Genomic DNA, 22868 nt, shown 5'->3' on the forward strand with positions numbered 1-22868 from the left:
CGCCATTATGACCGCATTCGGCATTTTGGTATACCATTATGCCGAACTGGCCTGAAAGCGAACCGGGCACTAACCGGGCATGACACGCATGGAAACAAAATTCGACTCCACGGCGGACGCGGTTGCGTCCGGGTTGCGCGACCTGATCGTCAGCGGTGAGCTGGGCAGCGGCGAGCGCCTTGTCGAGCGCGATCTCGCGGAGCGTTTCGAGGTGAGCCGCATTCCGCTGCGCGAAGCGATCCAGCGGCTCGCGCGCGAGGGGCTCGTCGAGATTTTCCGCAATCGCGGCGCGGTCGTGCGCATGCTCACGGTGCAGGACGTGGAGGAGATCTACGGCCTGCGCGCGCTGCTCGAAGGAGACGCGGTCTTTCGCGGGGTCAAGCGCATCGACGACGAAACGCTTGCGCGCGCGGAACTCGTTCACCGGCTGCTGGGCGAAGCAGTCACCACGCAGAAGCAGGGCGAACTCAACCGTGAATTTCACGAACTGATTTACGGCGCGTGCGGCAACACACGGCAGCTGGCGGCGATCCGCGAACTGCGCGCGCAGGTGGAGCGCTATGAGCGGCTGCAAAATACGCTCCTTGCCGACACACCCTCGTTTCAGCACGAACACGAGGCCATCCTGGAAGCGTGCCTCGCGCGCAACGCACGCGGCGCGCGCGCCTTGACCGTGGCGCATATCGACTCGGCACGACGCATCGTGCTCGCCGTGGTGGAGCGTATGGCCGAGCAAGGCTAGCGCGCATACACCACTGCATTCACAACCATCGCGCCGGTTTTTACGAGATTTTTTCTTGTGGCCCTTACCGGGCAACCCTAGACTGGAGGCATCGAAACGACTGGAGACGCCATGTCGATCTCGCGTGCAAGCCAGCGCCCGGACGAGCAGATCAGCTCCGTGCAGCCCGGCCTCGGCCGGCTCGTGCTGAGGCGCTTCGATCCACGCCACGACTCATGGGAAGCGCTGACGCGTCTGCTGCATCGCGCGTTTTCGCGGCTCGCGTCGCTCGGATTGCACTGCTCATGTGCCGATCAGGCGGCGAGCCTCACGCGCGAACGCGCGCTGGCTGGAGATTGTTTCGTCGCTGTCTGCAATGGCAGGATCATCGGCACGCTCACGGTGGAAGGTCACGATAGCCATTCGCAGTGCGAACATTATCGCCAGCGCAGTGTGGCTTCGGTCCATCAGTTCGGCATCGAGCCAAAATGGCAAAGCCGCGGTATCGGCCGCGCGCTGCTTGCTTTCGCGGGGCGTTGGGCGGCTGCGCGCGGCTACACGCAGCTCGCGCTCGACACGCCGTTTCCCGCCGACCACCTCATCGCGTTCTATCGCGCACAAGGCTTCAGTCTCGTCGATGTCGTGCGTTTTGCCGGCCGTGGCTACGACAGCGCCGTGCTCAGCAAGTCGGCTGCGGCACGGTGCGGCGGCGTGGCAGTCCCGCACTCGCCTGGCGGGTTGCCGCACGCCGCGTCGCCGGGTCCGTTCGCCTGAGCGTGCGCCACGCTCACGTCTCGCGCGTGCGCGCCGCTTCACGCTCCAGGTAGCGCAGGAATTCGTCAGCGGGCATGGCCTTCGCATAGAGCCAGCCCTGAGCGAACTGCACGCCGCGCTCGCGCAGATATTGCGCTTGCGCCTCGGTTTCCACCCCCTCGGCGACCATCAGCAGGTCGAGGCTGCGCGCCATTTCGATGATGTGCGGCACGATCTTGTTCATTTCCTCGCCGCTCGCCAGCGAGAGGAGGAACGAGCGGTCGATCTTGATGCCATCCACGGGCAATGCCTGCAGATACGAGAGACTCGAATATCCCGTGCCGAAATCGTCGATGAAGATGCGGTGACCGGCTGCGCGAAACGCTTCGAGAACGGGTGCGGAGCTGGCCGTATCCATGAGCGTGCGCTCAATCGCTTCGAACCAGATTTGTTCGGGGCGCACGCCATATTTCGCGAGGCTCGCCTTGAGGGTTTGGAGCACGCGTGTGCCGGCGAGATCCTTGCCGGCAAGATTGAGCGAGACGTGCAGATCGCGGCGACGCGCGAGCATCGCGCCGACGCCCTCGAACACGGACCGTATGACCTGATCGGTGATGGGCTCGATGAGATCGAGCGACTCCGCCATCGGAATGAACGTGTCGGGCGCGACAAGGGTGCCGTCTTCGAGCTTCCAGCGCACGAGCGCTTCGGCGCCGACGCAGCGCCCGCTCTCCAGCGAGACGAGCGGCTGCAGCCACGCCACGAACTGGCGCCGACGGATGCCCTGCAGCATCGCGTTGCGCGGCGTGCGCAGCGTGCGGCGCCAGCGCAGGACGAGCCACGTGCCGATGGCGCTCAGGACGAGCGCGGGCGGTAGCAGCGTTCTGAGCTGCGCCGGCACGTCGCGGCGCATGCGGTCCTCGGGCTCGTATGCGACCACCGCAATGGGATAACGGCTCGAGCGCTCGACGACGTAATAGCGGCCTTCGAAATACGGGCTGCCGGTGCGCTGGAGCGCGGCGCGTACGAGGGCGTCGTCCGTGTGCGGCCAGCTTGAAATCACGGCGCCGTGCTGCGTTTCGAGCACGGTGAGCTTGATGGTGTCGTCGAGCGGCACGATGTCGAGGTAGAAGCGCGGATCGATCACCACGACGTGGTTGCCCAGGCGCACGTTGAGCATCTGCCGCTCGTTGCCGCGCTTGCCGACTTCGGTATGCCAGGCGGTGAAGCCGCCTGCATAGGTCCATTCGGGCGGCGGCAACGCGATGTCGACAGCGCCGTGCAGCGAACTGCAGCGCAGCCGCATGTCATGGGTCGAGGCGACTTCGCGAATGTATCGAAACTGCTCCTCGACCTGCCGCAGGCGCTGCATGTGGTCGTTCGTGCACGGCGTGTCGGGGTACGACATGAGCTGGCGCAGCGCGGAGTCGGCTTCGGAGGTGACCAGTTCGGCGCGCAGCAGCGCGCGATTCGAAAAGACGTCCACCTGTTGGCGCTGCTGGCGTTCGTTGACGGCGTCCGACGCATACACTGCCGCCGTGAGCGTTGCCAGGACGGCGAACGCCACGACACAATAGGTCGTCAGGGCGGTGAGTCGGCTGCTCATGGCGTACGGTCGGGCTCCGGCGTCGCGGACGAAGGCGACGCGCGGCCTTCGTCGATCGCCGCTGCCGATGGTAGCGTCTTTCCGCTGGCGGCGACGCGCTGCTGTCCGGCGCGCAAGCGCAATCGCAGTGGCCGACGAGGTTTTCGCTCATGCGTGGCGCATGAATGCGGCCACCGGGATTGGCAAACCCACATCAGGCACGCGCGGGATCGATCGATCGGGAATCCTCTGCAACGACGCGATTGCGGCCGCCTGTCTTCGCGGCATAGAGCCGCCGGTCGGCGACCTGCATGAGCGCTTCGTAGTGGGCGGGGCAGTCGGCGGGACTGGCCGCCACCCCAATCGAGACGGTGAATGCAATCGCATCCGGGTTCACGGCTTCGCCCGGCACACTGGCGCCATGCGCCGAGTCTGCCGCGTGCGCTTCGACCGCCCGGCGGATGCGCTCGGCAACGCTCGCGGCCGTCGTGAGATCGGCGCCGGGAAGCAGCGCCGCGAATTCCTCGCCGCCCACGCGCGCAGGCATTTCCGCGCTGCGCAGGTTGTTGCGCAGGATGTCCGCGAAGATCACCAGCACGCGGTCGCCGGCCGCGTGGCCGAAGCGGTCGTTCACGCGCTTGAAGTAGTCGATATCGAGCATCAGCATCGCCACGGCGGGCGCCGCCGTTTCAGCGCCCTCGCGGGCGGCGCGTTCCAGTGTTTCGTCGAATACTTCCTGGAAGCGCCGGCGGTTCGCGAGGCCGGTGAGCGGATCGCTGCGCGCGAGCGTTTCAAGCCGCGTACTCGCTTCGACGTACTGGCCGAATATGTGCTTGACGATGCGCAGCGTGCCGACGAGCAGCACCGCGATCGCCAGCCAGGCGACGATCAGCGGGCTGTTGAACACGCGGCGCGCTGCTGCGAGCGTGAGTTCTGAATCGTCCGTGTCCGTGAGCAGGATCCAGTGCGTATCGCCCACGTGCTGGAACAGCAGATACCGGCCCGAGTGCACGGCGTAGCCCTTGCCGCGCTTTAACCAGGCCGCCGCCGACGCTCGCGCGACGTCGAGCAGATACGGATCGAAGCGCGCGGGACGCTGCGCCGTGATCTCGCCATTGACGAAGTAGACAAGGTCGCCGTTACTGTTCAGCAGGCCGAACTCGGCAGGCGCCTCGTCGTCGGTCAGATTCGAGGTGGCGAGCTGAAGCGCGAGCAGGCGCGAGGGTGCGACGTCCATCACCACCGCCCCGCGAAACTGTCCGTTCGTGTAGACGGGCGCGCTGAGCGTGGCGATCGCCTCGCTTTTTTTCGATTCCGTATAGATCGGAGTCCAGACGATGTCGCGTCCCGCATTCTGTCCGGTGGCATGCAGGCGGTAGTAGGGCATGGTGCTGAAGCGCCGCAACAGGTCGGGCGCGTGCGCGTCCGGGCGCTCGGGCGAGAGCACGTACAGGCCGTTGGCCGAGATGTACGCGACCGTGCTTTGCACCGCGTCGGCGTGCTGGCTGATCGCGAGGAGCGGGCTGATCGAGCGCGCGAGCACGATGTCGGCGGGCAGTGCGGCGGCGTCGCGGTCAAACCCCTCGATTCCCGCGAGCCCTTGCGCATTGGTGCCGAAAACGCGCGGTCCATCCATCGCGCCGGGAGCCTCCCATTGCGGCCGGCCGCTGTCGCGCAGCGCGGCCTGCACCTTCGGATTCTGCAAGCCGGCGCGCTGCTGGCCCGGCGAAGCGAGCAGATGTTCCGCATAGTCGCGCAGGAACAGCAGGCGTCGGCGCTCTGCGGAAATCAGCGCGTCCACGCCTACGGCGCGCACCTCCAGGTCGCGCTGGCGGCTATGGAGGTCGTAGCGCGTCATCTGGTAGAGCTGGCGCAGGCCGACGCCACTCACCAGCGCCATGGCCGCAAGAAAGCACACCGTCACCACGAGATGCGGGCGTTTCATGACTATGCTGGAGAAGCCGTGCGGCCGCGTGCGGCCTGGCGTGTGCTGCATGAAGCCCTCGGCGGACTGTGACTGGACGCGCGCGCATCGCATTGCAGCGTGGCCCGGCAGCGCGTTTGCGGACATCGCGATGAGCATAGCATCGCCTGTCAGAACCGCGCCGCATGCCGCCTCAGACGTCCCGGATCGCTCCGGGTGTCACTCAACCGCGCCAGGCCGAATGGCGGATCACGCTGCAGAAGTTGCCGGCATGGAAGTGCGGGTCCTTGTCGGCGAGCACGTCGGCCTTGACGTTGCCGAACGTCGTGGCGGGCTTGTGCTTGATGCCGTCATAGAAGGTCTGGATGATGTCCTCCTTGAAGTGCTCCCTGCGCGGGTGCGCGTGCACCACGGCCTCGCGTTCGGTGTCGCTGAAGCGGTCGTAGGCAATGCCGAGCACGTCCATCTCGACGCCAGCCGTCACGAGCGCGATCACCGGATGCATGTGCTGCGGGATGCCCGGCGTCGTATGCAGCGCGATGGCGGTCCACACGAGGTCGATGTCCTGCTGCGAGATGCCATGGCCGCGCAGGAAGTCGCGCGCGGCATTCGCGCCGTCTACTTCGAAGCGCTCGTGCTCGCTGCTGTGCGCGTGCGTGAGGCCCATGTCATGAAACATTGCGCCGGCGTACAGCAGTTCGCGATCGAACTTCAGGCCGAGCCGGCGGCCGGCCAGCGCGCCGAAGTAATAGACGCGGCTCGAATGATGGAACAGCAGCGGCGATTCGGTGTCGCGCACGAGTTCGGTGATTTCGCGGGCGAGCTTGCTGTCGGGGATGGCGACATCGGCGAGGGTCGGGGTCATCTGGATGCTCCGTCGGGGTGGGTGATGAGCGCTATTCTGGGCGGCGCCAGGGTTGTCCTCAATCGACGGATGCCGTGGTTTTCTGCCAATTCGACCGAAATTGGGCCATCGCGGATTCGCGGCGCATAGCGGCGGTGCCGATAGCGGCAAAATTTCGCCGCAATCCGGGATTAGCGGCGATAATCGGCAAAATCGATTCGATCGGCGCGCATTTCATGCGCCTTGCATCGGGCGGCGAGATCCGGCCCGCGAATCGCACATTGGGCGCACGGGGAACGCTGCAGGGAACGCGCCGCGCCAACCAGGTCGGTAAGAACAAGAACCCACGCGACAGACTATGTACTCGATCCTGCCAGCGTTCGTGTCCGCGTTATTTCTCGGATTCGGCGTCTACGTGCTCCTGACCGAGGGCTTCACGCGCCTCTCGGTGCCGTTCGCCCTGATGTGCGCGACCACGTTCTTCTGGCAGGGCACCTGGGCCTTTCTGTTCCAGACGTCCGACCCCGAACTGTCCGGCGTGCTCGTGAAGGTCGGATACTTTTTCATCCTCTTTCTGCCTACCACGTTCTATCACTTCGTGACGGAAGTGAGCGCCCGGCGCGGCGAACGCCCGCTCCTCATCGCCTCGTATCTGCTCAGCGTGCTGCTCGCGGCGCTGCTGCTGTTGAGCGATTCCGTCGTGGACGGCTACGGCACGTTCTTCTTCGGCAAGTATCCGAAGGCGGGCATGCTGCATCCCGTGCACGTGGCGCAGACCGTGCTGCTCGCGTGCCGCAGCGCCTGGCTGCTGTACGCCGCGCGCGGTCAGACGCACGCGCACGATCGCCGCAAGCTGCTCGACCTGTGCTTCGTGAGTCTCGGCCTGTACACACTCGCCGCCACCGATTACGCCGTCAATTACGGGCTCGCGTTCTATCCCGTGGGCGCGGTGTTCATCGCGATCAGCCTTGGCATTCTCGCGGTCACGATCGTGCGTTTCGGCCTCATGCGCCCGTACCTCATCGCGGCTACGGTGGCGCACGAAGTCGCCACGCCGCTCGCGGCCATCGGCATGCATGCGGAGGAAATCGGCAACGTGTTGCCCGAACTCATGCGCGGTTATCAGCTGGCCGTGCAGCACCAGTTGTGCGTGGACGGACTCTACCCCGGTCAGTCGGAGCGCCTTTCCTCGCTCGCCACCTCGATACGCCGCCAGGTGGACAGCACGAGCACCGTGGTCGAAATGTCGCTGGCTTCTTTCACGCTCGACCGGCTCGACCGCCGCAGCTTCGAGACCTACCCGGTGCGCTCCTGCGTGAATGCGGCGCTCGAGCGCTTTCCATTCCGCACTGGCGAGCGCGACATGGTCGAGGTGGCACCCATCGACGCACAACTGAGTTTCTCGGGCTCGGATTCGCTCGTCGTGTTCGTGCTGTTCAATCTGCTCAAGAACGCGCTCTTCGCGATTCACGCGGAAATGGCCGAACGAAGCGACAGGGTGAGCGATTACGTGGGCCGCGTGGAGATCAGTGCAACGAGCGAAGCGGGCTTTTGCGTGCTGCGCTTTACCGACAACGGTTGCGGCATTCCCGCCGATATCCTGCCGCGCGTGTTCGATCCGTTTTATTCGACCAAGGCGCACGGGCGCGGGGCCGGCATGGGCCTCACATTCTGCCGCCGCGTGGCGGAGGCGCTGGGCGGCACGATCGCCTGCGAGTCCGAGCCGCACGTGTACACCACCTTCACGATCCGCCTGCCCGAGCCCGGCACGAGCGCCGACCGCGCGCTGCACGATGCGCCGGCGAAACCCCGCCGCTTTCCGGCGGGGCAGGATTTCGCGGGCTAGTTCAGGTAGCCGGGTTCAATCCGCTCAGTTCGAACCCGAAGGCAGGACCAGCTCGTATTCCTTCACGCGCTCGATGATGCCGGGCGGAAAGCGGCGAATGCGCTTATCGGTGCCGGCAAAGAGGATCTGCTGATAGCCGAGCGAAACGGGCCGCCCGTCCACGCAAAAGCGGAACACGAGATACGCGGAGCACTGACGCACCTGGAAGGTGTTGAGGTAGCAATCCACGCGCTGGAACGGAAAGGTTTCCTGCACGTATTCCTGGTGTGCGCGCTTGGTGACGAACACGCCCCCCGAGGCGAGCAGATTGTTGTGAATGCACTCGTGAAACCAGCGTTCGCGGCAAATGCCCTGCCATTCGAAATAACGGGCGAAATAGGTGTTCATGAATGCGTTCGAGTCCTTCAGGTAGATGTCGATGACGTGATGAAACGTTTTGGTCGGCGTAGCTTCCATGATTTCGTCGGAGAATCCGGCGGTGCCACGGGACAGGACGGCGGGAATGGATTCGCGTGCGTACATCAGAGTGACTCCAGATAGGGACTGCAGGCGGCAGCCGCGCGTGCCTCCGGAGAAACGGAGGCATGCACCATTCTCTTCGCGTTCCTCTTCATCCAATACCGTGCTCCCCACATACGCAAACCGCTTCATGCTCGCTGGGTGCGATAACGTTTGCGCGCGTTCGATTGAGCGCGCACCTGCGGCTTCGGGTTGCTGTGTCCAGGCGAGACGCCGCATAATCGACATGTTTTCCGCGCGGTGCCGCTCCAGGTGTCGGGCGCGCCGCATGAGGCGCAGCGCGCTTACCGAGATCCAGCATGAGTTCCATCGTCAGACAGCCGGTTTACCATCCCGTCTCCGTCGTTTTCCTCGACGACAGCCCCGACTTCCTCTACGCGCTGCGCGGGCTCTTTCCGGGCGCGGGCACGGATCGCTACTTCACGAGCGCAAGAGAAGCGCTGGCCTTCGTCGCTTCGCACGAGGCGCGGCAGAGTGCGCGCAACCCCGCTGCGGGCGCGGCATGGTCGGAGTTCGAGAAGCGCGGCGGCAACGCGCTCGGTGAGGACGTAATGACCGACGCGGCGCGCTTCGGCGATATCGCGGCGCTCGTCGTGGACTACGAAATGCCGGAGATGACCGGCGTCGACTTCCTGGCCGCCGCGAAGGACGTGGCGTGCACGCGCATCCTGCTCACGGCCACGGCCGACGAATCACACGCGGTGGAGGCGTTCAACGCGGGGCTGATCGACTTTTACGTGAAGAAGTCCGATCCGGCGATGACCCGCAAGCTGCGCGGCGCGATAGAAGACGCCAAGCGCAAGTTCTGCGCACGGCGCGGCCATATCGGCGTGCACGGCGTGGGCGCGATCTACGCGAACCGGCGCGTCGCCGACGTGCTGCACGAAGTCGCGCAGCGCGAGCGCATCGTCGAGTACTACTGGCGCCCCGAGCAGAACGCCGTGCTCACGTTCGACGCCGAAGGCAACGCCGGCGTGTTTCTCGCGTGGGACAGTCACGACTGGGCGGCACAATGCGATGTCGTGACCGACGAAGGCGGTCCCGAAGCGTTGCGCGAGGAAATGGCGGCGCGCCGCGTCATGCCGGTGTACTGGCCGAACGAGGCGTATCGGCCCGGCATGTCGCGCGTGGAGTTCGCCACGCCGCAGCCGGTGGCGGGACTCGACGACACGCATACGAGCTGGACCCGTATCGGCGATCCGGGACTTGCGCCCGGGTTGATCACGTTTGCCGCATGGCGGGCGGCGCAAGGCGCGCCCGGTGAGGGCGGGCGCCTTGCGTGATCACCTCGCGACCGACGATTAGAACGTTTCCCAGTCTGCCGCTTCGTGAGCGGCGGTGGCCACGGGGATGGCCGATGCCGCCTTTGCTGTGACCGCGGGCGCTGCGTTGGCGGCCTTGCGGGCCGGCGTGGTTGTCGTGGCCTTCGCGGGCGCGGGGGCAGGGCGCTTGAGCGGTGCGGCGGGGCGCACGGCACGCGCGCGTTGATCCGGAGCTGCAACCGTCGACGCAAGCGCAGACTCGGCCTGCGCCCCAACGCGGAATACCGTCACGACGTCGCGCAACCCGTTCGACTGCGCTGCCATCGACTGCGCCGCCGCCGATGCCTCTTCCACGAGCGCCGCGTTCTGCTGCGTCACTTCGTCCATCTGCGCGACGGCGCGGTTCACCTGCTCGATGCCGGTGTGCTGCTCTTCGGACGCCGCCGCGATTTCGCCCATCAGGTCGGCCACGCGGCGCGCCGAAATCACCACCTCGTCGATCGTCTTACCGGCTTCGTCGACGAGCTTCGTGCCTTCCGACACCTGCGCCACCGACTGTCCAATCAGGTCCTTGATCTCCTTGGCCGCCGTCGCGCTGCGCTGGGCGAGGCTGCGCACTTCGCCCGCCACGACGGCGAAGCCACGGCCCTGGTCGCCGGCGCGCGCCGCTTCCACGGCCGCGTTGAGCGCGAGGATGTTGGTCTGGAAGGCGATGCCGTCGATCACGCCGATGATCTGCTCCACGCGCTGCGAGCTGCTCGAAATCTCGTTCATCGTTTCGACCACGCGGCGCACGACTTCGCCGCCGCGCGCGGCGACTTCCGATGCATTGACCGCGAGCGTGTTGCCCTGGCGCGCGTTGTCGGTATTGTGCTTGACCGTGGTCGTGAGCTCTTCGATGCTGGCGGCCGTTTCCTCGAGCGACGCGGCTTGCTCTTCGGTACGCGAGGAAAGATCCAGGTTGCCCGCCGCGATTTCCTTGGCGCCCGTCGTGATCGATTCGGCCGAGGTCTGGATGCGTTGCACGGTGTCGACCAGTTGGCGCTGCATTTGCTGCATCGAATGAAGCAGGCTGTGCTGGTCGCCGGGCGCGAGATTCACGTGGGCCGTGAGATCGCCTTCGGCGATGCGCTGGCAGATCTGCGAAGCGTAGTCCGGCTCGCCGCCAAGGCTGCGGCGAATCGTGCGGATGAGCCACATGAGGCCGAGCGTCACGGCCGCGCCGATCACCGTCACGAGCAAAAGGTTGCTGATCAGCGCGCTGCGGAAGGCGTCGTCGATGTCGTCGGTATAGATGCCGGTGAAGATGTGCCAGTCCCAGCCCGGTACGAGGGCGGAGTACGTGATCTTTTCGACCGGCGCGCTCTTGCCGGGCTTCGGCCACCAGTAGCTGCTGTAGCCGTCGCCGCCCGTGGACGAGCTTTTGACGATCTCGAGCGCCACATGCGTGCCGCGCGGGTCCGTCATGTTCGCCTGGCTCTTGCCTTCCATCTCCGGCTTGGGCGGCACGAGCAGCGCCACGGCGTTGCTGTCGTAAATGCCGAAGTAGCCGCTCTGGTCGTCGCCGTAGCGCGTGCCGCGCAGCGTGGCGATGGCGAAGCGCTTCGCGTCGTCGGCGCTCATGTGGCCCGCGGCCGCTTCTTTCTGATAGTACGAGACCACACCCAATGCGGTTTGCGTCTCCTGCTCGACGAGGGCCTTGCGGTCCGTCACCATGCCCGAGCGCGTCATGAAGGCGTTGGCCACCACCAGCACGACGAGCGAGATCCATAGCAGCCCGACGATGCCCCAGGCTTTCTGATTCAACGTTGTTCGCTTCACGTTCGTTTTTCTCCAGCCGTCTTCGATTTGTATTCTCGCGGCAGTGCACACGTGCAGCGCCAACGTGTTTAACGGATGGTTTGGAGGGAACCTTAACGTTTGCGTATGGGATCTTTGCGCTGGGTGGGACTTGTCATGCTAATTCTTTCGTTAGCCTTGCGCCCGCGGCGCCGCCGTCGAAGCTCGCACGACCAGTCGCGGCGCCGGGACCACGCACACGCGCGCCGCCGCGCCGGCGGCCGAACCGGGCGCTTCGACCAGTTCCGTCAGCAACTCGACGGCCAGCTCTGCCGCCTCGGTCGTTGCGACCGCAACGGTCGTGAGCGGGGGCCGCGACTCGCGCGCCAGCTGAATATCGGTAATGCCGACCACGGAAAGCTCGCGCGGCACGTCGAGCCCGAGATCGGCGGCGGCCTGCATGGCGCCTAGCGCCGGCAGGTCGTTGGTCGCGAAGATCGCGGTGAGGTCGGGATGCCGTGCGAGCAACTCGCTCGTGGCCGCATAACCGCCTTGCGTGGTGTCCGGCGCATAGCGTACGGGCGCGCCCGCACCGTCGAGGCCGGCGGCCTGCATGGCCGCGACGAAGCCGTCATAGCGTGCCGCGTGAATGCCGGAAACCTTGCTGCCGACGATCGCCCCAATGCGCCGATGCCCGAGCGTCAGCAAATGCTGCGCGGCAAGCTCCCCCGCGCGCCGGAAGTCCACGGCCACGCACGGCAGGCCCGGCGGGTCGAGCGGCCGCTCCCACATGCACAGCACGACCGGCGCGCCGCGCCGCACGGTGGCGCGCAGGTCGGCGAAGTCGAGATTGGCGTTCATCACGAGCACGCCCGCCGAGAGCGTGCCCGCAATCTGTTCGAGGTAGGCGCGGCCCGTTTGCGGGTCGCCATCCGTATTGCAGATGATGAGAAAGCGCCCGCTGCGCCGCAGCGCATTCTCCACGGCGAGCGCGAACTCCGGATAGAACGGATTCGCGATGCTCGACACCATCAGCGCAATGGTGGGCGGCCGCCCTTCGGCGAGCGCGCGGGCCGACAAATGCGGGCGATAGCCGAGCGCCTCGACCGCTTCGAGCACGCGTTGGCGCGTGGCTTCGCCCACGCGCCCGCGCTCGCGCAAGACGTTCGAGACGGTGGCCGGCGTGACGCCAGCGCGGCGCGCGACTTCGTTCAGGGTCGGCATGGGATTTCACATGTCCATCTCAAAATATGGGAAGGCGATTCAACATTTGCATGATTGTGACGGGCACTGCAACATTGGCCCGACAATCAAAGCGAATATCGGAGACAAGGCAGCCAGATCGCAGAAGCGATCGCTTTTTTATGGGCTGCTGATTAAGCGCTTAATCTCCGTGTCGCGCTGATTAGAACATGGAGACGGGACGATGGCGAGCATTTCGTTGCGCGGCGTTCAGAAGGCATACGGCGAGAATGCGCCGGTGATTCGCAACGTCGATCTGGAGATCGGCAGGAACGAGTTCTGTGTATTCCTCGGCCCTTCGGGCTGCGGCAAGTCCACGCTGCTGCGCATGATCGCGGGCCTGGAAGACGTCACCGACGGCGACATCTCGATCGGCGGCAAGCTCGTGAACGACGTGAGTGCCGCGCAGCGCGGCGTGGCCATGGTGTTCCAGAGCTACGCGCTGTTCCCGCACATGACCGTGTACGAGAACATGGCGTTCGGCCTCAAGCTCGCGAAAACGCCGAGGGCCGAGATCGATCGCAAGGTGCGCGAAGCCGCACGCATTCTTCAGCTCGAAGCGTTGCTCGAGCGTCACCCCAAGGCGCTTTCGGGCGGCCAGCGGCAACGCGTGGCGATTGGCCGGGCGATCGTACGCGAGCCCGGCGTGTTCCTGTTCGACGAACCGCTTTCCAATCTCGATGCCACGTTGCGCGGCCAGACGCGTATCGAGATCGCGCGCCTGCATCGCCAGTTCGAGCAGGCGAGCGTGGTGTACGTGACGCACGACCAGATCGAGGCGATGACGCTCGCCGACAAGATCGTCCTGCTGCATAGCGGTAAGGATACCGAACGATACGGCAGCATCGCGCAAGTTGGCGCGCCGCTCGAGCTTTATCACCGGCCCGCGAGCCGCTTCGTGGCGGGCTTCATCGGCTCGCCGCGCATGAATTTTCTGCCGGCGCGCGTGGCGGCTATCGAGACGAACGGCGTGAGCGTCACGCTCGACGAAAGCGGCGAAACGGTGCGGCTGCCGGTACAGGGCGCGCGGCTCGCCGTGGGCGCGCCGGTCACGTTCGGCGTGCGTCCCGAGCATCTCGAACTGGTGGTGGAAGGTGTGGCCTCGCGCACCTCGCGCGATGCTCAGGATGCCTTGACGATTGCGCGTGCCATCACGCTGATCGAGGAGCTTGGCGAACACAGCTATGTGCACCTCGATCAGCCGGGTGAGGCGGTGCTCGTCGCCAAGGCGCCCGGCGATGCCCGGCTCAGTAGCGGCGATACCGCGCAGTTCCGTGCGAGCGCGAGCGCCTGCCATCTGTTCGCGGAAGACGGCTTTGCCGTTGCACCGCTCGCCACCGCCGATCAACCCGCATGAAAACAACAACCGAGGACACAGGGATGCGTCTTGGAGTCTGCTATTACCCGGAGCACTGGCCGGAGGCCATGTGGAAAGACGACGCCGCGCGCATGAAGGCGCTGGGCATCGCGCAGGTGCGTATCGCCGAATTCGCGTGGAGCCGCATCGAGCCCTCGCCGGGCGAATTCGACTGGGGCTGGCTCGATCGCGCGATCGACACGCTCGGTGCCGCCGGCCTGCAAGTGGTGATGTGCACGCCCACCGCCACGCCGCCCAAGTGGCTGATCGACCAGCATCCCGACATCCTGCCCGTGGGCGCCGATGGCCGCGTGCGCGGGTTCGGCTCGCGGCGGCACTACGATTTTTCGTCGCCGGCGTATTACGAGGCTTCGCGGCGCATCTGCGAGGCGGTCGCCGCGCGTTATGGCCAGCATCCCGCCGTCGCGTACTGGCAGACCGATAACGAGTACGGCTGCCATCAAACGGTGGTCAGCTACTCGACGGCGGCGGTGCAGCGCTTTCGCGAATGGCTCAAGGCGCGTTACGGCAGCATCGACGCGCTCAACACCGCCTGGGGCACCGTGTTCTGGAGCATGGAGTACCGCAGCTTCGACGAAATCGAGGCGCCCGTTGGCACCGTGACCGAGGCGCATCCGTCGCACCGGCTCGACTACCAGCGCTTCGCCTCCGACGAAGTGCAGCGCTACAACCGCATGCAGGTCGATATCCTGCGCGCGCATTCGCCGGGGCGGCCCATTGCACACAATTTCATGCAGCTCTTCATGGAGTTCGATCACTACAAGGTCGCCGCCGATCTCGACGTCGCGACGTGGGACAGCTATCCGCTCGGCGCGCTCGACCAGCAGTGGTACGCACCCGACGTGAAGGCGCGCTATCTGCGCACCGGGCACCCGGACTTCGCCTCGTTCAATCACGACGTGTATCGCGGCATGTCGAAGCTGCCGTTCTGGGTCATGGAGCAGCAGCCCGGCCCCGTGAACTGGGCCCACTGGAACCCCGCGCCGCTGCCTGGGATGGTGCGTCTCTGGAGCTGGGAAGCGTTCGCGCACGGCGCGGGCTGCGTGTCGTATTTCCGCTGGCGCCAGGCGCCGTTCGCGCAGGAGCAGATGCACGCGGGCCTGAATACGCCCGACAACCGCCCCGACCTCGCCAGTGCGGAAGCGGCGCGCGTGGCCGAGGAAATCGAGGCCGTGCTCGCGGTGACCAAGGGCGGCCGCGACTTCGACGTGAAAACGCCGGTTGCGCTCGTGCTCGATTACGAGGCGAAGTGGCTCTTCGAGATTCATCCGCAGGGCGCGGATTTCCACTATCCGCGCTTCGCTGTGGAGTACTACTCGGCGCTGCGCGCGCTCGGCTTCGACGTGGATATCGTTTCGGTGCACGCGCCGCTCGACGGCTACCGGCTCGTGGTCGTGCCGCCGCTGCCCGTCGTGCCAGACGACTTCGCGCAGCGCCTCGCCAGTTCGGGCGCGCAGGTGGTGATCGGGCCGCGCACGGGCTCGAAAACCGCGGATCTCCAAATTCCCGCCAACCTGCCGCCGGGGCCGCTCGCGGCGCTGCTGCCGCTGCGCGTGTGGCGCGTGGAGTCGCTGCGGCCCAACATCAGCGAGCCGGTGCGCTTCGACATGGATGGCGCGCACGAAGGCCACGCGCGCCACTGGCGCGATCTGATCGAACTCGGCGCCGATACCGGCGAAAACGAATGGGCCGTGCCGGAAGTGCGCGCGACGTTCAGCGACGGCCATCCCGCGTACGTGAGGAGCGGCGCGGTCCACTACCTCGCGAGCCTGTTCGACGAGGCGAGCACGCAGGCGCTCTTTGCGCGCGTGGCGCGCGAAGCGGGCCTCACGCCGCAGCCGCTTGGCGACGCGATCCGCGTGAGCCGGCGCGGCGGCTTCACCTGGGTGTTCAACTACGGGCCGGGCACGCACACCCTTTCTGCGGATATTCCCGACGATGCATACGTGATCGGCTCGCGTACGATAGAGCCGCAGGGCGTGAGCGCCTACCGTTCGCAATAGACGCAAATAGACGTATTGCGCAGTTCCTGACGATGCAGCACCGACAACGACGTATAACCAAGGAGACACGCATGATCGGCAAGACCTTCAGACCACGCACCCTGCTCGTTGCTGCGACGCTGGCGGCGGGCGCGCTTGCAGGCGCGTTCGCGAGCGCGGCGCAGGCCGGCACGCTCGAAATGAACATTGCCTACAAGGGCGCAAGCCAGCGCGCCGTGTGGGAACAGGTGATCGAACAGTTCAAGAAGACGCACCCCGGCACCGACGTAAAGGTGTCGTTCGTCGACGAGGAAGCCTACAAGGTCCAGTTGCCGAACTGGCTCACGACCGCGCCGCCCGACATCGTGAACTGGCACGACGGCGAGCGCATGGCCTACTACGCGAAGCGCGGCCTTTTCGCGGATCTTTCGGACGACTGGAAAAAGAACAACTGGGACAGCATGTACGCCTCGACGAAGGAAGCTTCGTCGTACCAGGGCAAGCAGTACGCCGCGCCCACGGTGTATTACTCGTGGGGCATGTTCTATCGCAAGGACCTGTTCGACAAGGTAGGCATCAAGAGCGAGCCGAAAACGTGGAATGAATTCCTCGATGCCTGCAAGAAGCTCAAGGCAGCGGGCATCGCGCCGATTGCCGTGGCCGGGCGCGACGCGTGGACGCTGGCGGGCTGGTTCGACTATCTGGATCTGCGCCTGAACGGCAACGCGTTCCACCAGAAGCTGATGGCAGGCGAGGTGCCGTACACCGACCCGCGCGTGAAAAAAGTCTACGTCACATGGAAGCAACTGCTCGACGACGGCGACTTCATTCCCAATTCGCTCTCGTACGATCTCGATGCGGCGCAGCCGTTCCTGTTCCAGGGTAAGGCCGCGATGATGCTGATGGGTACCTTCATCACGGGCGGTTTCAGCCCGACGGTCAAGCAGCAGATGGGCTACTTCCAGTTCCCGATCATCGACCCGAACGTGCCGACCGCCGAAGACGGTCCGGTCGAATCGCTGCACATTCCGGGCAAGGCGAAGAACAAGGCCGATGCGCGTGCGTTCCTCGCGTTCGCGGAGACGCCGGATGTCGGCGCGCAGCTTGCCAAGGGGCTGGGTTCGCTTTCGGCCAACAGCAAGTCGCCGGAGCCCGAAGACCCGATTTCGAAGATCGGCTTCCAGATCCTCTCGAACACGAAGGGCGGCATTGCGCAGTTCTATGATCGCGACATGACGAAGGAAATGGCTGACGAAGGCATGAAGGGCATGCAGCAGTTCGTGTCCGATCCGACGAAGCTCGACTCGATTCTCGCGCAGCTCGAGCAGACGCGTCAGCGGATCTACAAGAAGTAAGGTGTTCGAAGCGAAGGCGGGCAGTGCGTCGGCGCTGCCCGCCGGGTAATCAAGCGGAGGTTTTTGCCGTGAGACAGGCAGTGAGTCACACCGTTGCGCATCGCGTGGACGGCGCCGCGCCGGCAGGCGGCGAGAACGGCGGCATGCAGCACGCAAGCGGGCGGGGCATTCAGCCGCGCCGCCGCGCGTCGCCCACCGCGCGGCGCCAGCGCCGTGCCGCGTGCCTCTTTCTCGCGCCCGCGGTCATCATGTTCGTGGTCTACGTGATCTGGCCGATTCTCTCCACGCTGCGTCTCTCGCTCTACAACTGGGACGGCATGACCGAAGCGAGCTTCGTGGGTTTCGCGAACTATATCGAGTTGTTCCACTCGCCCACGTTCTACACGGCGCTCAAGAACAACGTGATCTGGCTGGTGCTGTTCCTGCTCGCACCGCCCATGGGTCTTGCGATCGCGCTGTACCTCAACCAGGCCGTGGGCGGCATCCGCATCGTCAAGTCGCTGTTCTTCGCGCCGTTCGTGCTTTCTGGCGTGGTGGTGGGCCTCATCTACTCGTGGTTCTACGACCCCACGTTCGGCCTGCTCGCGCTCATGCTGGGCCGCGGCATCCCCGTGCTCGGCGACCCGAACTACGCCACGCCGGGCATCATCTTCGCCGCGCTCTGGCCGCAAACCGCGTACTGCATGATCCTCTACCTCACGGGCCTCACCACACTCAACAGCGAGCAGATCGAGGCCGCGCGCATGGAAGGCGCGAAGGGCTGGACCATGCTCTGGCACGTGATCCTTCCGCAACTGCGGCCCGTCACGTTCATGGCCGTGGTGGTCACGATCATCGGCGCGCTGCGCAGTTTCGACCTCATCTCCGTGATGACGGGCGGCGGACCGTTCGAAAGCTCGACCGTGCTCGCGTACTACATGTACGACCAGGCGATCAAATACTACCGGCTCGGTTATTCGGCCGCGATTGCCGTCGTGCTGTTCGCGATCATGCTGCTCTACATCGTCTATCACCTGCGCCGCCTGCTGCGCAGCGAGCACTGAATTCGCTACGAGGAGCCCCCCATGTTTCCGATTCCGGTCGACAAGTGGAAGCCCGCGTCGCGCCGCCTGTACAAGCTCTCGCTGCCCGTGGCGCTCGTCATCTGGCTGCTGCCGCTGATTGCCGTGCTGGTCACCTCGGTGCGCTCCACCGAGGAACTGAGCGAAGGCAACTACTGGGGCTGGCCGAGACACTTCGCGATGATCGAGAACTATCGCGACGCGCTCACGACTTCGCCCATGCTCCATTACTTCTGGAACAGCGTGCAGATCACGCTGCCCGCCGTGGCCGGGGCGATTGCGCTCGCAGCGCTGGCGGGCTATGCGCTCGCCATCTATCGCTTTCCGGGCAATGCGGCGCTGTTCGCGACCTTCGTTGCGGGCAACTTCGTGCCGATCCAGGTGCTGATGATTCCGGTGCGCGACCTCACGCTCAGGCTGGGTCTCTACAACACCGTCGGCGGCCTGATCCTGTTCCATCTTTCGTTTCAGACCGGTTTTTGCGCGCTCTTCCTGCGTAATTTCATCAAGCAGCTGCCATTCGAACTCGTGGAGGCCGCGCGCATCGAGGGCTCGAACGAATGGACCGTGTTCGTGCGCATCGTGCTGCCGCTCATCCGCCCGGCGCTCGCAGCACTCGCCATTCTCGTCTTCACGTTCGTCTGGAACGACTACTTCTGGGCGCTGTGCCTGACCCAGGGCGACGACGCCGCGCCGATCACGGTGGGCGTCGCGGCCCTCAAGGGGCAATGGACGACGGCGTGGAACCTCGTTTCCGCAGGCTCGGTCCTTGCTGCGCTGCCTTCGGTGATGATGTTCTTCGCGATGCAGAAGCACTTCGTAGCAGGGCTCACGTTCGGCGCGACCAAGGGCTGAACGGCTGCTGAAGGGCGGGGCGATTTGACTTCGGCGCGGCGCTACGGTCCAATTTCAAACGACCCGACGCACGCGATACCCGCAAGGAACGCCCCATGGAGCAAAACGAACCGGCCCCACAGGCGATGCAGCCCGCATCGCCCACGCAACTGCCCGCAGCGCTCGTTCGAGAATTCGACGGCGAGCACCTCGAAGCGCGTCTTGCCGATGCGGTTCGCCTTTCGACCGTCAGCGAGGACGGCTGGCCGCACGGTGCGCAACTGAGCGCGGGCGAGATCCTGGCCGTGAACGCCACCACGCTGCTCATCGCGCTCTGGCCGCAGTCCAGCACCACCGCGAACCTTATGCGCGACGGCCGCCTCACGCTCTCGCTCGTGCATGACGGCGCGCTGCTGGAGATCCGCGCACGCTCACACGCCGTGGCGCAGCGGCAAACGGCACTCGAACTGAGCGTATTTCGTGTGGAAATCGAATCCGTCACCGGGCATCGCGCAAAGTATGCCGAGGTGCTGAGCGGCGTGACGTTCCGGCTCTACGAGCCCGTGCAGGTGCTGAAGCGTTGGCGCGAGCAGATCGCGATGCTGCGTACATTCGCCTGAGTGTGCACACAGTGCGTGGCGAAACCTTCGTGATGTTGTCATTGTCGATGTGCTAGCGTGTCCAGCGGGGCGCGCGCTTCGCGCGACCCCGGCGCGACGCAAAAACGAACGCTACCGGAACCACGATGCAGACCACGGTACTCACAGACTGGCAGCAATTCATGGCGCTGACGACGCAGCTCGACGGCTGGGCGTTTCGCGGACAGCAGAACGCGCAGTGGCACCTCGAAAGCTCGCTCACGCGCTACATGCGCGACTACGTAGGCGACCGGCTGCAATGGCGCCAGCGCGAGGAGCGCGCGATTCGCGTGTTTCGCCGCAAGGCGCACAACTTTCTCGCGCATCCGGACCTGCTCAAGGACGATCTGCGCTGTCTCGCGCTCATGCAGCACCACGGCGCACCCACGCGGCTGCTCGATTTCACCAAGAGCCCGTTCGTCGCGGCCTTTTTCGCGCTCGAACGCGCCACCGGCGACGCCGCCGTCTACGCACTGAACACGCCGGCGCTCTGGAACAGCCGCGCGCTGCCCAAGGTCAATCCCACGCTCACGCGCGATGTGATCGACCCGCGCGCGCACGACAACTTCGAGCGCTACTTCTTTAGCAACACGAACGAAATTCTCTGGTCGGGCGAGCCCACCGAGATGGACGACCGGCTCGTCGCGCAGTCGGGCACGTTCGTCGTGCCGGGCGTGATCGACAAGCCGTTGCAGGCCATTCTGGAAGGCTACGAGAGCCACGAGGAGCTGCTGCACAAGATCGTGCTGCCCGAGCGCATCCGCATGGACGCGATGAAGTGGCTCTACCGCATGAACATCACGAATGCGTCGCTGTTTCCGGGGCTCGACGGGCTCGCGCGATCCATTGCGGTGGAGCTGGAAATCGTATGGTCGGGCATGGTGGTGCCAGTTGCGGGCTCGCCGAACTGAACCGGCGCCAGCCCGCCGCGCCAACACTCAAGGCGTTTCGGGCCGCGGCAGATTGAGGCCGGGCGCGAGGCGCGTGGCCTTGAATTCCGTCACTTCGTAGTGGGCGACGCCTTGCTGCGCGAAGGGATCGGCGGCGAGCAGCGCATCGAGCCGCTCGCGCGGCATGTGCGAGGCGATGATCACGCCGCCGTCGCGCGGCATTTTTGGTCCTGCGGCAATGAAATTGCCGGCTTCGAACTGCGCGTCGAGGTACGCACGATGCGCGGGCAGGGCGTCGTCGATGCGTTCGAGCGAAGCGGTATAGAACAGCGAAACGATGTACATGGGCAATCGATAAAAAACGAGCGAAGTGTGTATGTTAGCGCGCGAGACCGCGCAACGCCGCGTGTTGTAACAGCATGATCGTCTTGCCGTCCACGATCTCGCCGCGCTCGATCATGCTTAGCGCCTCGCCAAGCGGCACTTCGACCACTTCCAGATCCTCGCCTTCCTCTTCGACTCCGCCGCCCGCGCCGGGCCGCTCGGCGGGGTCGTATTCGCCCAGGTAGAAGTAAAGCTTCTCGGTCACGGAGCCCGGGCTCATGTACGCCTCGAACACCTTGCGCAGGTTGCGCACGCGGTAGCCCGTTTCTTCCTCGACTTCGGCGCGAATGCGCTCGTCGGGCGCGGCGTCGTCGAGCAGGCCGCCCGGGGCTTCGATCATCATGCCGTCGTGCCCGTTGACGAACGTCGGCATGCGAAATTGCCGCGTGAGCACGACGTTGCCGCTGCGCGGATCGTGCAGCAGGATGGTCGCGCCGTTGCCGCGATCGTAGGTCTCGCGGCTCTGGCGCTGCCACGCGCCGTTGCTGCGCAGGAAGTCGAAGGTCACCTTGCGGAGCACATACCAGTCGTCGGACAGCACGGTGGTTTCGATCATTCGCACGCGGTCTTTCGTTGCAGTCATCTCGTTCCCCTTGGTCGGCATTCGCCATTCATGGTATCGTGCAGTTTCGTGCAAAATCAAGAAAATTCGTGCAATCCCGTGTAACCCGGTGTGCGCCATTCCCATGCTCACAGATCAACGAAAGAAAGCGATACTCGCGGCGCTCAAGCGCGATGGCCAGGTGCTCGCCGGCGAACTGAGCGCGCAATTCGGCGTTTCCGAGGACACCGTGCGGCGCGACCTGCGCGAGCTGGCCGCCGAGGGCCTGTTGCAGCGCGTGCACGGCGGCGCGCTCCCGGCTTCGCCGGCGGTGGCGCCTATCGCAGAGCGGCGCGGCATGGAGGTGGCAGCGAAGCGGCGCATCGCGCAAAAGGCCGCGGACATGATCGCGCCGGGGCAGGTGGCGATCGTCGATGGCGGGACGACCTCGGCGCTTCTGGTCGAGTGCCTGCCGCGCGATCTGCGGGCAACCATCGTCACGCATAGCCCCGGCGTCGCGGTGGCGCTCGCGGAGCATCCCGCCATCGAAGTCGTGCTGATCGGCGGGAAGCTCTACAAGCATTCGGTGGTCACCGTGGGCGCGGCGGCCGTGGAGGCGATCGCGCACATTCACGCAGACCTGTACTTCATGGGCGTGACGGGCGTGCACGTGCAAGCCGGGCTGAGCACGGGCGATTTCGAGGAATCCTATGTAAAACGCGCGCTGGCTGCGCGCGCGGCTGAAACGGTCGTCCTGGCGTCGGCCGCGAAGCTCAACGCGGCGTCGCCGTATTGCATCGGTCCAATCGGTATGGCGCAGACCATCGTCGTCGAGCGTTCGGCGGACGCGAAGCTGATCGAGCCGATCGAAGCGGCCGGCGTGACGGTGGTGCGCGCCTGAGTGCGTGATCACGGCTATCCCACGATGCCAAGAACGAACGCATTCAAGCCCAAAAGCAATAGCAGCAGGATCGCAGGCAAATGGCGTATGACAAACGAGCCAGCATCGCGCTTGCGCAAACTGGGAGTCGCGTTGAATCTTGCACGTTTTCTCATTTCGAAGAATTCCCAAAGCGGCGCGCGCGACGACGATGTACCCATCGCAGCGAGGTGATGGAGTCTCGCGTCACGGCGCTGAAGTTTCCAGGCGACGAACAGCGATGCTGTGTTCAGTAGGCAGCAGCCATCGAAAGCAGCAGGTAGCGCATGAGTTCGATTTCGTAATCGACCGGGGCGGTCGGGGCGGCGCTGTCGTCCATTGATGGCGGAGGCGCATCTGCGTCGATGCACGCGCCAGTCGGAGCTTCCGTAGCGAAGCAAAACGCATTGC

General features: G+C 65.3%; 20 protein-coding genes. 12 read left to right on the top strand and 8 right to left on the bottom strand.

Going from position 1 to position 22868, the window contains the following annotated elements:
• Positions 1 to 88: 88 nt before the first annotated feature.
• Together AB4Y36_RS15155 and AB4Y36_RS15160 are read left to right on the top strand one after the other, a co-directional pair.
• Positions 89 to 742 (top strand): GntR family transcriptional regulator, encoded by a 654-nt coding sequence (locus AB4Y36_RS15155; RefSeq protein ID WP_368683422.1) that lies wholly within the window; start codon positions 89 to 91, stop codon positions 740 to 742.
• A 111-nt stretch (positions 743 to 853) separates the two neighbouring features.
• Positions 854 to 1495, top strand: coding sequence for a GNAT family N-acetyltransferase (locus AB4Y36_RS15160; RefSeq protein WP_368683423.1), 642 nt, complete (start codon positions 854 to 856; stop codon positions 1493 to 1495).
• Between the two features lie 13 nt (positions 1496 to 1508).
• On the opposite strand, the gene AB4Y36_RS15165 is transcribed toward AB4Y36_RS15160, so the two are convergent.
• The 3 genes from AB4Y36_RS15165 to AB4Y36_RS15175 all read right to left on the bottom strand — a co-directional run bounded on the left by AB4Y36_RS15165 (position 1509) and on the right by AB4Y36_RS15175 (position 5848).
• Positions 1509 to 3080 carry an EAL domain-containing protein gene (locus AB4Y36_RS15165; protein ID WP_342949017.1) on the bottom strand — a complete coding sequence of 524 codons (1572 nt, stop codon included), beginning with the start codon at positions 3078 to 3080 and terminating at the stop codon, positions 1509 to 1511.
• Between the two features lie 193 nt (positions 3081 to 3273).
• Positions 3274 to 5004, bottom strand: a complete 1731-nt coding sequence (locus AB4Y36_RS15170; protein WP_368683424.1) for a diguanylate cyclase — start codon at positions 5002 to 5004, stop codon at positions 3274 to 3276.
• Positions 5005 to 5206: 202 nt separating this feature from the next.
• A complete protein-coding gene (locus AB4Y36_RS15175; protein WP_368683425.1) occupies positions 5207 to 5848 on the bottom strand; it encodes an HD domain-containing protein in 642 nt (213 codons plus the stop codon).
• Positions 5849 to 6185: 337 nt separating this feature from the next.
• On the opposite strand from AB4Y36_RS15175, the gene AB4Y36_RS15180 reads away from it, so the two are divergent.
• Complete coding sequence (locus tag AB4Y36_RS15180; RefSeq protein WP_368602402.1) at positions 6186 to 7673, top strand: ATP-binding protein; 1488 nt, start codon at positions 6186 to 6188, stop codon at positions 7671 to 7673.
• Positions 7674 to 7697: 24 nt separating this feature from the next.
• On the opposite strand, the gene AB4Y36_RS15185 is transcribed toward AB4Y36_RS15180, so the two are convergent.
• A complete protein-coding gene (locus AB4Y36_RS15185; RefSeq protein ID WP_069265858.1) occupies positions 7698 to 8195 on the bottom strand; it encodes a thioesterase family protein in 498 nt (165 codons plus the stop codon).
• A gap of 296 nt (positions 8196 to 8491) precedes the next feature.
• Here AB4Y36_RS15185 and AB4Y36_RS15190 point away from each other — a divergent pair, with 296 nt between their 5' ends.
• Positions 8492 to 9475, top strand: coding sequence for a response regulator (locus AB4Y36_RS15190; RefSeq protein ID WP_069265859.1), 984 nt, complete (start codon positions 8492 to 8494; stop codon positions 9473 to 9475).
• An 18-nt stretch (positions 9476 to 9493) separates the two neighbouring features.
• Here the strand turns inward: AB4Y36_RS15190 and AB4Y36_RS15195 are convergent, their stop codons facing one another.
• Together AB4Y36_RS15195 and AB4Y36_RS15200 are read right to left on the bottom strand one after the other, a co-directional pair.
• The gene (locus AB4Y36_RS15195; protein WP_368683426.1) at positions 9494 to 11275 is read right to left on the bottom strand and encodes a methyl-accepting chemotaxis protein; all 1782 of its coding nucleotides are present in this window, start codon (positions 11273 to 11275) and stop codon (positions 9494 to 9496) included.
• Positions 11276 to 11425: 150 nt separating this feature from the next.
• On the bottom strand, positions 11426 to 12457 hold the full coding sequence (locus tag AB4Y36_RS15200; RefSeq protein WP_368683427.1) for a LacI family DNA-binding transcriptional regulator: 1032 nt from the start codon (positions 12455 to 12457) through the stop codon (positions 11426 to 11428).
• A gap of 202 nt (positions 12458 to 12659) precedes the next feature.
• On the opposite strand from AB4Y36_RS15200, the gene AB4Y36_RS15205 reads away from it, so the two are divergent.
• From AB4Y36_RS15205 to AB4Y36_RS15235, 7 genes are all read left to right on the top strand, one after another.
• Positions 12660 to 13832 carry an ABC transporter ATP-binding protein gene (locus AB4Y36_RS15205; protein ID WP_069265862.1) on the top strand — a complete coding sequence of 391 codons (1173 nt, stop codon included), beginning with the start codon at positions 12660 to 12662 and terminating at the stop codon, positions 13830 to 13832.
• Positions 13833 to 13855: 23 nt separating this feature from the next.
• Positions 13856 to 15856, top strand: a complete 2001-nt coding sequence (locus AB4Y36_RS15210; protein ID WP_069265863.1) for a beta-galactosidase — start codon at positions 13856 to 13858, stop codon at positions 15854 to 15856.
• Positions 15857 to 15927: 71 nt separating this feature from the next.
• On the top strand, positions 15928 to 17190 hold the full coding sequence (locus AB4Y36_RS15215) for an ABC transporter substrate-binding protein (RefSeq protein ID WP_368683428.1): 1263 nt from the start codon (positions 15928 to 15930) through the stop codon (positions 17188 to 17190).
• A 143-nt stretch (positions 17191 to 17333) separates the two neighbouring features.
• A complete protein-coding gene (locus tag AB4Y36_RS15220; protein WP_368683562.1) occupies positions 17334 to 18233 on the top strand; it encodes a carbohydrate ABC transporter permease in 900 nt (299 codons plus the stop codon).
• A 21-nt stretch (positions 18234 to 18254) separates the two neighbouring features.
• Positions 18255 to 19106 carry a carbohydrate ABC transporter permease gene (locus tag AB4Y36_RS15225; protein WP_368683429.1) on the top strand — a complete coding sequence of 284 codons (852 nt, stop codon included), beginning with the start codon at positions 18255 to 18257 and terminating at the stop codon, positions 19104 to 19106.
• A gap of 95 nt (positions 19107 to 19201) precedes the next feature.
• Positions 19202 to 19705: a pyridoxamine 5'-phosphate oxidase family protein gene (locus AB4Y36_RS15230; protein ID WP_368683430.1), complete on the top strand. Its 504-nt coding sequence runs from the start codon at positions 19202 to 19204 to the stop codon at positions 19703 to 19705.
• Between the two features lie 125 nt (positions 19706 to 19830).
• On the top strand, positions 19831 to 20634 hold the full coding sequence (locus tag AB4Y36_RS15235; RefSeq protein ID WP_069265867.1) for an FRG domain-containing protein: 804 nt from the start codon (positions 19831 to 19833) through the stop codon (positions 20632 to 20634).
• 27 nt (positions 20635 to 20661) lie between these two features.
• Here the strand turns inward: AB4Y36_RS15235 and AB4Y36_RS15240 are convergent, their stop codons facing one another.
• Positions 20662 to 20958, bottom strand: a complete 297-nt coding sequence (locus AB4Y36_RS15240; RefSeq protein WP_069265868.1) for a YciI family protein — start codon at positions 20956 to 20958, stop codon at positions 20662 to 20664.
• A gap of 34 nt (positions 20959 to 20992) precedes the next feature.
• Positions 20993 to 21580 carry an NUDIX domain-containing protein gene (locus tag AB4Y36_RS15245; RefSeq protein ID WP_069265987.1) on the bottom strand — a complete coding sequence of 196 codons (588 nt, stop codon included), beginning with the start codon at positions 21578 to 21580 and terminating at the stop codon, positions 20993 to 20995.
• Positions 21581 to 21683: 103 nt separating this feature from the next.
• On the opposite strand from AB4Y36_RS15245, the gene AB4Y36_RS15250 reads away from it, so the two are divergent.
• Entirely contained in the window at positions 21684 to 22439 is a 756-nt protein-coding gene (locus AB4Y36_RS15250; protein WP_368602406.1) for a DeoR/GlpR family DNA-binding transcription regulator, read from the top strand.
• Positions 22440 to 22868 lie beyond the last annotated feature (429 nt).

It is taken from the genome of Paraburkholderia sp. BR10936 (assembly GCF_040965735.1).
Taxonomy (GTDB): Bacteria; Pseudomonadota; Gammaproteobacteria; order Burkholderiales; family Burkholderiaceae; genus Paraburkholderia; species Paraburkholderia nodosa_A.

Bases quoted from the DNA above. Each gene is read 5' to 3' on its own strand.
- AB4Y36_RS15250 (WP_368602406.1), top strand. From the start codon at position 21,684: ATGCTCACAGATCAACGAAAGAAAGCGATACTCGCGGCGCTCAAGCGC.
- AB4Y36_RS15225 (WP_368683429.1), top strand. From the start codon at position 18,255: ATGTTTCCGATTCCGGTCGACAAGTGGAAGCCCGCGTCGCGCCGCCTG.
- AB4Y36_RS15165 (WP_342949017.1), bottom strand. From the start codon at position 3,080: ATGAGCAGCCGACTCACCGCCCTGACGACCTATTGTGTCGTGGCGTTC.
- AB4Y36_RS15245 (WP_069265987.1), bottom strand. From the start codon at position 21,580: ATGACTGCAACGAAAGACCGCGTGCGAATGATCGAAACCACCGTGCTG.
- AB4Y36_RS15230 (WP_368683430.1), top strand. From the start codon at position 19,202: ATGGAGCAAAACGAACCGGCCCCACAGGCGATGCAGCCCGCATCGCCC.
- AB4Y36_RS15180 (WP_368602402.1), top strand. From the start codon at position 6,186: ATGTACTCGATCCTGCCAGCGTTCGTGTCCGCGTTATTTCTCGGATTC.
- AB4Y36_RS15175 (WP_368683425.1), bottom strand. From the start codon at position 5,848: ATGACCCCGACCCTCGCCGATGTCGCCATCCCCGACAGCAAGCTCGCC.
- AB4Y36_RS15190 (WP_069265859.1), top strand. From the start codon at position 8,492: ATGAGTTCCATCGTCAGACAGCCGGTTTACCATCCCGTCTCCGTCGTT.
- AB4Y36_RS15160 (WP_368683423.1), top strand. From the start codon at position 854: ATGTCGATCTCGCGTGCAAGCCAGCGCCCGGACGAGCAGATCAGCTCC.
- AB4Y36_RS15185 (WP_069265858.1), bottom strand. From the start codon at position 8,195: ATGTACGCACGCGAATCCATTCCCGCCGTCCTGTCCCGTGGCACCGCC.
- AB4Y36_RS15205 (WP_069265862.1), top strand. From the start codon at position 12,660: ATGGCGAGCATTTCGTTGCGCGGCGTTCAGAAGGCATACGGCGAGAAT.
- AB4Y36_RS15240 (WP_069265868.1), bottom strand. From the start codon at position 20,958: ATGTACATCGTTTCGCTGTTCTATACCGCTTCGCTCGAACGCATCGAC.
- AB4Y36_RS15200 (WP_368683427.1), bottom strand. From the start codon at position 12,457: ATGCCGACCCTGAACGAAGTCGCGCGCCGCGCTGGCGTCACGCCGGCC.
- AB4Y36_RS15220 (WP_368683562.1), top strand. From the start codon at position 17,334: ATGCAGCACGCAAGCGGGCGGGGCATTCAGCCGCGCCGCCGCGCGTCG.
- AB4Y36_RS15170 (WP_368683424.1), bottom strand. From the start codon at position 5,004: ATGAAACGCCCGCATCTCGTGGTGACGGTGTGCTTTCTTGCGGCCATG.
- AB4Y36_RS15155 (WP_368683422.1), top strand. From the start codon at position 89: ATGGAAACAAAATTCGACTCCACGGCGGACGCGGTTGCGTCCGGGTTG.
- AB4Y36_RS15210 (WP_069265863.1), top strand. From the start codon at position 13,856: ATGCGTCTTGGAGTCTGCTATTACCCGGAGCACTGGCCGGAGGCCATG.
- AB4Y36_RS15235 (WP_069265867.1), top strand. From the start codon at position 19,831: ATGCAGACCACGGTACTCACAGACTGGCAGCAATTCATGGCGCTGACG.
- AB4Y36_RS15215 (WP_368683428.1), top strand. From the start codon at position 15,928: ATGATCGGCAAGACCTTCAGACCACGCACCCTGCTCGTTGCTGCGACG.